General features: G+C 61.2%; 11 protein-coding genes. 8 read left to right on the top strand and 3 right to left on the bottom strand.

What is annotated here, in order from left to right:
- Positions 1-220 precede the first annotated feature (220 nt).
- The gene (locus SD72_RS05790; protein WP_042543490.1) at positions 221-1,000 is read right to left on the bottom strand and encodes a universal stress protein; all 780 of its coding nucleotides are present in this window, start codon (positions 998-1,000) and stop codon (positions 221-223) included.
- Between the two features lie 120 nt (positions 1,001-1,120).
- Entirely contained in the window at positions 1,121-1,543 is a 423-nt protein-coding gene (locus tag SD72_RS05785; RefSeq protein WP_157000475.1) for a hypothetical protein, read from the bottom strand.
- Between the two features lie 366 nt (positions 1,544-1,909).
- Between SD72_RS05785 and SD72_RS05780 the strand changes: the two genes are divergently transcribed.
- Complete coding sequence (locus SD72_RS05780; RefSeq protein WP_052492497.1) at positions 1,910-3,055, top strand: MFS transporter; 1,146 nt, start codon at positions 1,910-1,912, stop codon at positions 3,053-3,055.
- A 2-nt stretch (positions 3,056-3,057) separates the two neighbouring features.
- Here SD72_RS05780 and SD72_RS05775 read toward each other — a convergent pair whose 3' ends face one another.
- Positions 3,058-3,426: a MerR family transcriptional regulator gene (locus tag SD72_RS05775; protein WP_042543559.1), complete on the bottom strand. Its 369-nt coding sequence runs from the start codon at positions 3,424-3,426 to the stop codon at positions 3,058-3,060.
- Between the two features lie 262 nt (positions 3,427-3,688).
- Between SD72_RS05775 and SD72_RS05770 the strand changes: the two genes are divergently transcribed.
- The 7 genes from SD72_RS05770 (at position 3,689) to SD72_RS05735 (ending at position 11,559) form a co-directional block, all read left to right on the top strand.
- Positions 3,689-5,215: a SulP family inorganic anion transporter gene (locus SD72_RS05770; protein WP_042543487.1), complete on the top strand. Its 1,527-nt coding sequence runs from the start codon at positions 3,689-3,691 to the stop codon at positions 5,213-5,215.
- A 73-nt stretch (positions 5,216-5,288) separates the two neighbouring features.
- Positions 5,289-6,164 carry a helix-turn-helix domain-containing protein gene (locus SD72_RS05765; RefSeq protein WP_042543486.1) on the top strand — a complete coding sequence of 292 codons (876 nt, stop codon included), beginning with the start codon at positions 5,289-5,291 and terminating at the stop codon, positions 6,162-6,164.
- 235 nt (positions 6,165-6,399) lie between these two features.
- The gene (locus tag SD72_RS05760) at positions 6,400-7,482 is read left to right on the top strand and encodes an ArdC-like ssDNA-binding domain-containing protein (RefSeq protein ID WP_042543485.1); all 1,083 of its coding nucleotides are present in this window, start codon (positions 6,400-6,402) and stop codon (positions 7,480-7,482) included.
- A 1-nt stretch (position 7,483) separates the two neighbouring features.
- On the top strand, positions 7,484-8,392 hold the full coding sequence (locus SD72_RS05755) for a bifunctional DNA primase/polymerase (RefSeq protein WP_042543484.1): 909 nt from the start codon (positions 7,484-7,486) through the stop codon (positions 8,390-8,392).
- Positions 8,389-9,117: a DUF2637 domain-containing protein gene (locus SD72_RS05750; RefSeq protein ID WP_042543483.1), complete on the top strand. Its 729-nt coding sequence runs from the start codon at positions 8,389-8,391 to the stop codon at positions 9,115-9,117. Before SD72_RS05755 ends, SD72_RS05750 begins: the two co-directional genes overlap by 4 nt.
- A 422-nt stretch (positions 9,118-9,539) precedes the next feature.
- Positions 9,540-10,466 carry a hypothetical protein gene (locus tag SD72_RS05740; protein ID WP_420038416.1) on the top strand — a complete coding sequence of 309 codons (927 nt, stop codon included), beginning with the start codon at positions 9,540-9,542 and terminating at the stop codon, positions 10,464-10,466.
- The gene (locus SD72_RS05735; protein WP_042543556.1) at positions 10,459-11,559 is read left to right on the top strand and encodes a ParB N-terminal domain-containing protein; all 1,101 of its coding nucleotides are present in this window, start codon (positions 10,459-10,461) and stop codon (positions 11,557-11,559) included. The genes SD72_RS05740 and SD72_RS05735 overlap by 8 nt, the downstream gene beginning before the upstream one ends.
- Positions 11,560-11,602 lie beyond the last annotated feature (43 nt).

The following is an 11,602-nucleotide window of genomic DNA, read 5'->3' as shown; positions in this document are numbered from 1 at the left end:
GCGGCGACGTGTCGGGTCGTTGATTTCCAGGCGCAACGGCAATCATGCGTAACTGAGCAAGGCGCACAAAGTGCACTCCGCCAGTCACGGCAATTTACTGCAATCGCTCACCCCGAACACGTTGCGTGCACGCAACTGGAGCGGTCTGCTAGTCGATTTCGCCAACGGGGTCGCAGTAAAGTTTTGCGTTGTGTGTGTCCTGAGCTAAGAAAGAAGTGCGTCACCGAACTACAGCGACGGGACACTGCGAATGCTGGAGTAATGCTTGGGTCACTGACCCGAGGATGAGCGTGCTGAGTGGGCTGCGCCCACGGGTGCCGGTGACGAGAAGGTCGGCCTCGCGGCTTGCCTCAGCGAGTTTCTCGGAAGCTTCTCCCTGAACATGTTCGATCTGCACAGAGACACCATTGAGCTGGGTTCCTCCGAGCACCTGCTCGACTTTTTCATCTGTATCGCCGTCATGCTTGTGGTGCACGTGCATCGCAAGCACACGTCCATCGGTATCTCGGGCATGTCGCATGGCGAACTCGAACGCATGTTTGCTCGGCTCGGAGCCATCTATCCCGACCACGATGAGTCCTGTGCGAGGGGTGTGCGGTTCACGAACTACCACGACCGGTCCGCTGGCGTGGCGGGTGACATGCTGGCTCACAGACCCGTTGACCATGCTCTGGAGCGGGCCCTGCGTTCGCGCGCCGAGCACAGTGAGATATGCATCCTTGTTTTCACGCACGATAGCTTCTCCCGGAGAGTTGAGCACATTCGTGACTGAAGTCCGTGCAGCCTTTGCGTTGGCCAATAGCTGGTTCAACTCGTCGGTGACGTAACCCGCCTGGAGGTGCTGAGGCGCATCAGCTGCTCCACGCACATGCAGTGCTGAAACCAACACGTGGAGGGGGCGAGAAAGTTTGGCAGCGATGTTGTCGGCCCAGTTCAGAGCAATTTTGCTGTGGTCCGACCCGCCGTAGCCGAGGAGGATCGCGCCTTCTGGTGTCGTCATAACCCAACCCTAACATAACGTGAATGTTTCAAGCATTCGGCAAGAGCGCTCCAGCGATGCATCGTTCGCGACCGAAGACCTGCCGTAAGAGTTCCCGGTTTCCGACAGGGTAAGCATTCCTCATGAAGAGTGTGATGAGGGCTCGTATTCGAGTGGCAGCGCCAGGATGACGTTCTTGAGCCTGACCTGCTTCGAGAGCGGCAGGAGTATTGAGAGCAATTGGGTAGTGGAAGGCAGCAGGCTGGAGGCGTTTTCTGCTCCAGAATCGTTGAGCGTCTCCCGCAATGCCATTGCATCCATGTGCGTCCCGTTCTGGATGCTAATGAGGTAGCTGGGCAACACCTCGGTCGGGCTTTCGGCGGCTAGCGTGTATTGACCCGTGTCGCGGTATGCGGCGACGATGAAGCGTCCGACGGTGTAATCGAACAGTGATGCATTCTGACGCCCCCAGGTTTCCCCTGAGGTCCGCTGCATCTCGTTAATCTCATGGTGCCACTCTTGAGGTTCTGCCTCAGAGGCGAGCAAAAACACCACTTTCGTCATCATAAGATCCTGAATGAGTACGTGATCCTCCGTGGCGTACGGATGTAATGTCACAGGTTCCGCCTCCTTTGCGTTCATCAAGCAGTCGGCATGAGCTGCCGTACCCGAACTACTTGGCGGCCACCCTTCGACCCACAATAAACCTTACCCTTACGTAAGTGTTAAGTTGTAAGAGCTGCTGCTGTTCACGGGATCGATGCGACCTGGGGTCGCCTTTCCCTGCGCCTTATTCGCGTTGACGAGCATGCTACGCACTCGTCACACCAAGGGGGAACGATCAAGCAGAGTTGGCCTATACAGCGGCGACGCGACGGCATGAGATGGCGCTGGGCAGCGACAGTCATCGCAGGTGGATTGATCGCTACCATGACGGTACCCGGGCAGACCGCGGGGCTGTCGGTATTCACGGACCCGCTTATTGAGGAACTGAGCACCAGCCGGACAATGATCTCGCTGAGCTACCTCATCGGCACATTATTCGGCGCAGCGTGTCAGCCCCTCATCGGTAAAGCATCAGACCAATGGGACATCCGAAGGGTGATTATTGGGATCGCGGTTGCGTTCTCGGCAATTTTGTTCGGCTTGAGCTTCATTTCCGACATGCTTGGTTTGACTATCGGCTTCGTCGGAGTGCGCATGGCCGGTCAAGGTGCACTCAGCTTGGCTGCAACAACTGCCATTTCACGCGCCATCACTCATCGCCGCGGGCTTGCCTTAGGGGTGTCGGCAGCGCTCGGTTCAGCAGGCATCTCGCTTGCTCCGATCGGGTTAGAGCGACTCATCACGGCTGTGGGCATTCAGGGGGCCTGGCGCTGGGAAGCCCTCGCAGTGCTGGCGATCGTCATCCCCGCAGCCTTCTTCATCAAAACACCGCCATCACGCAAAGGCCTTTCTAAACACTGGACTCCAGGGCGGGGGTGGACGCTTGCTGAGGCCCGGCACACCGGAATGTTCTGGGTGCTCTCGGCCGCCGTCGCGGTGTCATCAATGCTGACGACTGCCCTCGCATTTCATCAGATCGCACTGCTCGGCGAGCGAGGACTCAGCCCACTAGAAGCCGCGGCAAACTTCCTCCCGCAAACCATTACGACCCTGCTCGCAACGCTGGTCGTCGGCGCACTCATCGATCGCGCCGACCCACGCATTTTCGTGATCGCCGCTATGGCCGCCATGTCTGCCGCACTGCTCCTCGTGGGGGTGGTGACCCCAGGTTGGAGCGCGGTGTTCTATGGGCTCGTTCTCGGCGCTGCCGGTGGTTGCCTGCGGGGCATGGAAGCAGCCACCTTTGCGCGGTTCTATGGCGTAAAGCATATCGGCGCGATCCGTGGACTCTCGACGGCGTTCTCCCTCGGAGCATCAGCATTGGGACCCTACGTGCTCGCACTTGGCGTGGAACTTGATGGTGGGTTCACCACACCGGCGGCACTGTTGAGCGCGATCCCGGTGATAGTCATCATTGCCACAGTGGTTGTCCGCCCGCCGACGCACTCAGATGGGGTGCGACCGCAATAGGTCTAGTACTCCGCCAGCTTGCCGATGAACTCGTCCGCCTGCGCAAGCTGCTCGGCCAGCCGTGCACGGCGCTCGTGTGCGTCGTCGCGGAAGCGCTCGATCGCGTCTTCAGAATCCTTCGATGCACCGTCTGCCCGTGCGTCGATGACTTCCAGCAGCTCTGCCATCTGTTCCAGTGTGTAGCCCAGGGGTTTCATACGCCGGATCAGCATCAAACGAGTCAGATCCTCGGCTGCATACAGACGGTACCCGCCATCACTACGACCTGACGGCACCACAAGCCCAATCTCGTCGTAATGACGGATCGTCCGCTGAGAAAGCCCTGTCAGCTCAGCCAACTCTCCAATGTGGATCAAGCGGTCACCAAGCATGTTCACGTCCTCACATTCGCAGCAACCCTCACGTTGCGGTAGGGTTGTGTCGTGTGTCTGACTCTCGCCGGAATGTGTTCCCATCGCCTCCTAGAGTTTCAGACCTTCCGCTCAGCCTACATCGACGAGAACATGCCGAAGCTGAGCCCAGTTTACTTGGAGTCGGTAGTTCGGCGCGCAGCGCTGTCGCACGGCTTCCAGCCCATTACTTGATCACCAAAAGGCGAACAACACCGCCTTGCACATCGAATAGGAGCCATTCTTGGCGACTCGCACTCATACCGCCCCGGATTCGGGACCGACACCCGAACAGCGGCAATCCGTTCTTCGCACGCTCAAATCCCCACGTCTACTCAAAACAGAAGTCCTAGCCGGGCTCGTCGTAGCCCTCGCCCTCATCCCAGAAGCCATTGCGTTCTCGCTCATCGCCGGTGTCGACCCGCGTCTGGGCCTATTCGCGTCATTCACCATGGCAGTGTCCATCGCGTTCCTCGGTGGCAGACCAGCAATGATCTCAGCGGCTACCGCCGCAACAGCCTTGGTGATCGCGCCACTGGTAAAGAGCCACGGCGTGGATTACTTCATTGCCGCCGTTATTCTTGCCGGGGTGTTTCAAGTCATTCTCGGGCTGATTGGTGTTGCCAAACTCATGCGCTTCATCCCTCGGTCAGTCATGATTGGATTCGTCAACGCGCTCGGCATTCTCATCTTCATGTCTCAACTGCCAGAGCTCATTGGTGTGCCCTGGCTCGTGTACCCGCTGACCATCCTCGGCCTCGCAGTTATCTACCTGCTCCCACTGCTCACGAAGGTTGTTCCTGCTCCGCTTGTGTCTATTGTGCTCGTCACCTTAATCGCAGTGGTATTCGCATTGAATGTGCCTACTGTCGGCGACAAGGGAGACCTTCCCGAGTCGCTGCCCTCGCTGTTCATACCGAATGTGCCTTTCACGTTTGAGACGCTTCAGGTCATCGCACCCTTCGCACTGGGCATGGCCCTGGTCGGTTTGCTCGAGTCGCTCATGACGGCCAAGCTTGTCGATGACATCACCGACACCAGATCGAACAAGGTCCGAGAGTCTTGGGCTCAGGGGGCCGCAAACATTATCACCGGCTTCTTCGGTGGAATGGGTGGCTGCGCGATGGTTGGTCAAACAATGATTAACGTCAAGGCGTCTGGCGCTCGGACCCGAATCTCGACATTCCTTGCGGGCGTATTCGTTCTGATTCTCGCTGTCTCACTCGGCGACATCGTAGCGATGATCCCCATGGCCGCATTGGTCGCGGTAATGATCTTTGTTTCAATCGCCACCTTCGACTGGCACAGCATCAAGCTTTCCACGTTGAAGATGATGCCAAAGAGCGAAACTGCTGTGATGCTTGTCACCGTCATTCTGACGGTCTGGACGCATAACCTCGCAATCGGCGTGGTCATCGGCGTGATCGCCGCAATGATCGCGTTTGCGCGACGAGTCGCACACCTGGTCACCGTTAAACGAACCATCGAGGAATCGGATAGCGTTCAAGTCGCTCGCTACGAAGTCAGCGGCGAACTGTTCTTCGCATCCTCGAACGATCTATACACCCAGTTCAGCTACATCGAAGACCCCGATCACATTGTGATCGACATGCGAAACTCACACCTTTGGGACGCCTCCACGATCGCCGCACTGGACTCGATTACCGCGAAGTATGAACGGTATGGAAAGAACGTTGAGGTGGAGGGCCTAAATGACGCCAGCCGTTCAATGCGTGAACGCCTCGGCGGGAAGCTCGGGGCAGGTCACTAAAATCCAGCCTGAATATACGACCTAGGGTGCAATAGTGATCTCGCGCTCAGCTGCGAGGGGTTTTCATCCTGTTATGGCGAGAACACGGACGATTCAACGTCCAGTCGGTCCGGTTGCGTATGACTGTGTGAAAGTGATTATCGTGCGTGACGGGAGTGCGCTGCTGTTTAGTGAATTTGGGCAGCGGATCGTCACGGTCGGTGATGTGGTGGTGTTGAACGCGAACGTGCTCTGCGGCAGTGAACCGGAAGGTCACATCACCACGACAACGATCTACCTTGACACTGATTATGTGATCGATCAGGTGTTCTGGCAGCACGCTTGGCTGCTCCGTGATCGCCTGGATGCGCAACGGTTCACCGAAGCTGTCTACAGTGAACCGTCTCAAGTGCTCCGGCTCGGTGAAGACCGAACCGGCATGTTGATGCCGTGGTTGGACGAGTTGGTCGCGCGCAGCATCGACGGCGGGTTCGAGCATAATTTCCATCGCATGCAGGCGCTCTGGTTTGCAATCGCTGATGTGGTGACCCCGTTCATCAATGTCTCCCCGGTACGCCAGAGCCCGACACAGCGGGCTCATTCCCGTCCGACCTTGCCACGGTGCCGACGATTCGCACCGGTCAGGGACGAGGCCCACGAGACCCGCGCGACTCTGGCAAGAGACATCGCCGCGAACTGGACGCTGGGTGTCCTGTCGGCCCGGGTGCATCTGTCGCCGAAGCAGCTCTCACGGGTGTTCACCGAAACATACGGCAAGACGCCGCTGGCATATTTGACCATTCTTCGGGTTGAGGAGATGGCGCACCTGCTCCGTGAAACTGACCTCACCATCGATGCCGCCTCCCGCGTTGTTGGGTGGGCGAGTCGTAGCCGTGCCAATGAGGCATTTCAGGAGTGTGTGGGCATGACGCCGAGTGCTTACCGGCGGATGCACCTGGCCGGGAAGTGACCGGGAACGGGACATCTTCGGTTTCCTTCGGGACGTTTTCTCCGACACTGCGCCTCGGTGCATGTTCTTGGCTGGTAGGACGGTAAGGACTGTCGGGTTCAAGACTGTTCCGGGCGGTCGTCCCGCACTTTGACATCCGTCTCGTCACTCATGTGATCCCGGCGCACCTGGTAGTCGCAGGCCATGCCCAAACCCTGGCCTGCGGCCACACAGGTTTCTGGGAGAGGCGGACACGATGGCGAAGAAGTGGGAGGAAGCACAAGCAGCGCGTGAGGCAAAGCTCGACGGGCTCCAGGAGCGCTTGACCGGTGCGGTCGAGACGTTGATATCTGGGGCGGATTGGCAGCGTGCCATGAGTTTCGCGGCGCGGTTCCGGTCACGCAGTTTCAACAATACGTTGTTGATCTGGTCCCAACATCTCGATGCGTTCGAGGCCGGGCGGGTGCAAGCCGCAGAGCCGTCGTATGTGGCGGGGTTTCGGCAGTGGCAGACCCTGGGTCGTCAGGTGGATAAGGGTCAATCTGGGTTCATGATCTATGCCCCGGTCACGGCGCGGTTCGCTTCCTCAACCCTCGCCGATGCTGCGTCGTGGCGCAGGTTGGAGCGAGGCGAGAAACCCCGTCCCGGCGAAGTCGCCCGCTCGAAGATCGTCGGCGTGAAACCCGCCTATGTCTGGGATGTCTCGCAAACCTCCGGCGATCCCATCCCCGAACGCCCTACACCGGTATTGTTGGAAGGCGAAGCGCCTGAAGGGCTGTGGGACGGGCTCGCCGCGCAGATTGAGGCGCGCGGGTTCACGGTATTCCGGGTGCCGCATGAGGGCATGATCAACGGGGCGAACGGCGTCACCGACTACACCGCAAATACCGTCGCAGTGCGGGAGAATATGCCGCCCGCAGCACAAGTGAAGACCCTCGTGCATGAGCTGGCGCACGTGATGCTTCACGGGCCGAGTAATCCCGATGCGAACGGTCGTCGCGGTATTGGTGAGGTGGAAGCCGAATCGGTCGCGCTCATGGTGGGTGCCGCGCACGGAATGGACACCACCGGCTACACGATCCCGTACGTGTCGGGCTGGGCAAGCACAGTGAAGGACTCCTCCCCGGTCGAAGTTGTACAGGCCACCGGTGAACGAGTGCGTAAGACCGCGACCCAGATTCTCGATCACCTCGATACCGTGCAGATCGGTGCCGGTGATCCACCGGGCTTGGTACGCGATGCGACCCGGCGTGAACAGCCCAAACGGGAGGTCCCTGGCCTGCTACCCGAGCCGTCGCAGTCGCTTGCAGGCGGGCGTGAAACGGTGAGGGGGCTATGACATGGCTCCCGTGTTCGACTCCCTCGCTCGTGCCCAGCAGCTGAGTCTGGCAGATGCAGCGAGGATGCTGGCAGCGTCGGGGGTGCCGGTGTTTCCGTGCGTGCCCGGTGAGAAACGGCCACTCACGAGGCGCGGCTTCCATGACGCAAGCACCCAGCCGGAACAAGTGTCGGCGTGGTGGCGGCGGTGGCCCGCGGCGAACCTCGCCATTCCCACCGGTCCCGCCTCTGGGATCGAGGTCGTGGATGTCGATATCAGCTCTACTGGTTCCGAGTTCCCTGCGTTCCGGCGGGCACGCGGAGAAGGGCTCGTAGACGGTTGGGCGGCGCTTGTGCGCACGCCCTCTGGCGGGCTGCATGCCTATTTCCCGGCCGATGAGTCGCGGGAGCAGGCGTCGTGGCAGGCCCCGACAGCGCATATCGATTTTCGTGGCAGCGGCGGCTACATCCTCGCCCCACCCTCACGAGTCACCCAGTCCGATGGTCAGTTGCGTCCGTACGAGCTGCGAAGCACTGGCCTCGTCGAGCCTGGGCCGGTGGATGCGGGCCGGTTGCGGAACTTCCTCGACCCTCGCCCATCAGTGCCGCGCGGTAAGGGAACTTCACACACTCGTTCCCTGGATGTGCAGCGACTGGGCCGGTGGGTCGCCGCCCTCGGTGAAGGGGAACGGAACCGTGGCCTGTTCTGGGCCGCGTGTCGTCTCGCCGAACAGCACACCCCGGTGGCCGACACGCTCGCGGTGCTTGGCCCCGCGGCAGAGCACGCCGGGCTGGGGGCACGGGAGATCGCTACGACGATTCGGTCGGCATACCGCGCCAGCCAACCTGCTCCTCGTGAACCAGCAGGCAGCGATCCGGCACTTTTGCTTCGTTCTGCCCCGCGGCAGTCTTTGGGGCGGGTGATCGCATGACGACACCCGTGTTTCAGCGGCGTGGTGGACGCCTGGCAGTAACTACCGCTGTGGCCGGGACGATCCTGATCGCCCTCGGCGCGTTCTGGCTGTCGTTCACCGCACTGGCTGACCTCGCCAGGCGCAGCGGGATCAGTGAAGGGCAGGCGTGGGCGTGGCCTTTGATCGTAGACGGCATCATCGTGGTCGCCACGGTCTCTGTGGTGGCTTTGGCCGGGCAACGATCCGCGTGGTATCCGTGGATGCTGCTGACTGCGGGTGCCTTGGTATCGGTGACCGCGAACGCTATTCATGCGGTGATCGCTGCCGACGCCGACGTGCCCCGGCTGCTTGCCGCCTCCGTCGCCGCAGTGCCGCCGCTGGTGCTACTGGCCATCACCCATCTCACCGTCATCCTCACTCGGCCTATCCCTCCGGGCGAGATCTCGGCCACTGCTCAAACCGAAGAAGCCTTCGACGGCGCGAACTTGGAGGGCCACCATAACCACGCCTACTGGGCCTCAGATCCCGAGCTGCCGATCACCGCATCAGAGCCCACCGGCGATGCAGCGAAAATACGTCCCCATCTGGGTGCGCGTGACCGACGCGAAGTCGCTGCGGGCTTGCGTGAGGACGGCTGGTCGAACAAACGCATCGCCAAGCATTTCGGTGTGCATCCCTCGACGGTGGGCCGCTGGCTACCCCAACCACTTGCCGTCACGAATGAACAGGAGACATCACCATGAATACCGAAAACCCGCATCCCACAACTATCCAGCCGCGTATCCCTGCCCACGCACCCACAACAGTGGAGACACCGCCCAATACGGACGTGTCCGCGCTGGCGCATCGGGGCGATCCGTCATTGAAAAAGGTTTCGGCGACGGCGCGGGGGGTGGACAGGTTCGACCCGCGCAGCGTCGTCTGGGTGCGCATGTCCGACGTGCTGTCTGCTTCGACCGCACAGCTGGCAGGGCGCGGCATCAGTTTCGAGGCGGAACTGCACCGCCGAATCAGACGCCTCCCAGCGCAGACAGTCGCAGTGTCGCGGACTGCGATCTCCAACCGGTCACACCGACTCCCACCGATCACCGCATTTGGTCACTCCCGCCCGCACGTGATGCAGGGACCAGCACGGTCGAGTGTGGGGATGGCCCGGTGATGAGACATGACGAGCATCACGATCGCGCAGGCCCCGGAGTTGTGGGAGGCGGTGTGCACCTCTCTATCAGGAGGTGCCGCCACCATGACCACACACCGTGCTGCACGAACAGATTTCACCACCGGAGAAGGGCTCCGCACCCTTCTCACGCGAATCCACAACGCGGGCCAAGAGGCGTGGCGCACCGACCGTGATGTCGCCGCGCTGATGGACTACACGGCCACCAAATATGCGCCGCTGGCAAGAAAGCACGGCCTGGATGCGTGGGAGGCCGCGTCGGCGGCGTTCGATGTGATGCGCACCCCGTCGGTGCTGCGCGCCAATGACCCCTGGGGCGTGATCACCCGCGCAGTACAGATCACCTGCATCGCAGAAGCCCGCGCCAACGGGATGCTCTGCTCCACCCACCAAGCCCGCCGCCCCCACTACTCGGTATTCCACGACGCCGAACGACTCAGCGACCGGGAGAACCCTCTCACCGATTACCATCCCGCATTCCACCACCACGACCCCGATGACCGCCACACCGAACACGTCTCGGATGTCGATGGTGAATCGGTGTTGGCCGTGTCAGCAGTGGAGGACACGATTTCACTGTTCACGGCACTCGGCTGGCCCGCAAGCACCGTCAAAGCGAGCGTTGAGTACATCTGTGAACGCCTCGCCCGCGCAGGCAATCGTGCCACCGCGTTCGAGGCGCTGCGCCGCGACAAACACGCCCGCGCCCTCCTCGACCTTCCTGCACCGTCTTGGCATGGGCTGCTGCGCACGATGCTGGGGAATCCCGAGCCGGTGTATGTCGGCACATCGCTGGGTCGCGGAGTGTTGCTGCGGCTCCTGATCGGCGAACCGGTCCCGGTGCTGCTGCGCGATGACGAACTGGTGCTCACCATTACGGCATCGATCCCGGTCAGGGGTGGTGGTCGTGGGTGAACGCAACGGTCTCATCGAGCTGGAACGCACCGTCGAATCCATCACCGTCGGGGTCCGGCACCGCACCGAGTACGGCGATCTCGCCCAACTGATCGCATCGATCGAGCGGGACGGGCTCCTGCAACCGATCACCATCACCCCCGATGGGGTGCTCGTGTGCGGTGCCAGGCGACTGGAAGCGATCACACAGCTCGGCTGGCGCACCGTGAACGTGTGGGTCCGCTCAGGGATCACCGACCGGCTCGGAGCACTGTTGGCGGAGCAAGACGACAACCTACTGCACAAGCCGCTCACCCCTACCGAGCAAGCGACCTTGTATCGGGAACTCAAAGACATCATGGCCGAAGATGCCGCACAGCGGCAGGCGGCGACTCAGTTTGGGCCAGGTGGAAAACACGGCGGAGAGAGCGGTGATGCCAATTTGGCATCACCGTACACCGGGGAGGCAGGAGCATCGCGCGCACAGGCGGCGAGGATGGTCACCGGTCGTGCCTCGTACACGACGCTCGAACGCATCGCCCATCTCCAAACCCTGGCGGAGGACCCGGAGCAGACCGAGGAAGTGCGGCAACGCGCACGTGAGGAACTTGCCGCCATCGAGACCGGGTCCCCGGTCTACCCCGCATTCCAACGCATCAACGCCCAGACCTCTATAGCTGAGCTGGAGCGCATCGCGAACGACGCAGACGTTGACGAGGTCGCACGGCATCACGCGAGCGTGGCAGCCGAAAGCATTCGGCAGACCCCCGCCGACATGAAAACCGCCGAGTTGGAACGACTCGCCACCGAAGCACTGCGCCGAGTAAAAGACCAAGCGAAGATGAAGAAGCCGCGACCGCTTCGCCCCGCACCCGAGCAGGACGATCAGCCGGTGCCTCAGTTCCCGGTGCGCGCATTCCGGGTGCTGTGGTCCGAGATGGCCAACTGGTGGCTGCACTACGACGCGGCCGACATCGCGCATGCGCTCACCGATGATGAACACGACGCGTTCCAAGAAACGATCACCGGCACGACCAGCTTCGCCCGCCAAGTTGCCGAGCATCGCGCCACAGCGAATACGGCACAAGATGTTCAGGCGAAGGTGATCGCCTAACGCAACGGGGCTTCAGGTGCACGGCGATGTGCACCTGAAGGGT

Source organism: Leucobacter komagatae, from assembly GCF_000834055.1.
GTDB lineage: Bacteria > Actinomycetota > Actinomycetes > Actinomycetales > Microbacteriaceae > Leucobacter > Leucobacter komagatae_A.
The sequence above is the reverse complement of the archived record's forward strand: the minus strand, read 5'-3'. Positions and strand labels throughout refer to the sequence as shown.

Excerpts from the sequence above, each read along its gene's own strand:
- SD72_RS05760 (WP_042543485.1), top strand. The coding sequence starts at position 6,400 with ATGGCGAAGAAGTGGGAGGAAGCACAAGCAGCGCGTGAGGCAAAGCTC.
- SD72_RS05785 (WP_157000475.1), bottom strand. The coding sequence starts at position 1,543 with ATGACGAAAGTGGTGTTTTTGCTCGCCTCTGAGGCAGAACCTCAAGAG.
- SD72_RS05740 (WP_420038416.1), top strand. The coding sequence starts at position 9,540 with ATGACGAGCATCACGATCGCGCAGGCCCCGGAGTTGTGGGAGGCGGTG.
- SD72_RS05780 (WP_052492497.1), top strand. The coding sequence starts at position 1,910 with ATGACGGTACCCGGGCAGACCGCGGGGCTGTCGGTATTCACGGACCCG.
- SD72_RS05750 (WP_042543483.1), top strand. The coding sequence starts at position 8,389 with ATGACGACACCCGTGTTTCAGCGGCGTGGTGGACGCCTGGCAGTAACT.
- SD72_RS05765 (WP_042543486.1), top strand. The coding sequence starts at position 5,289 with ATGGCGAGAACACGGACGATTCAACGTCCAGTCGGTCCGGTTGCGTAT.
- SD72_RS05790 (WP_042543490.1), bottom strand. The coding sequence starts at position 1,000 with ATGACGACACCAGAAGGCGCGATCCTCCTCGGCTACGGCGGGTCGGAC.
- SD72_RS05775 (WP_042543559.1), bottom strand. The coding sequence starts at position 3,426 with ATGCTTGGTGACCGCTTGATCCACATTGGAGAGTTGGCTGAGCTGACA.
- SD72_RS05755 (WP_042543484.1), top strand. The coding sequence starts at position 7,484 with ATGGCTCCCGTGTTCGACTCCCTCGCTCGTGCCCAGCAGCTGAGTCTG.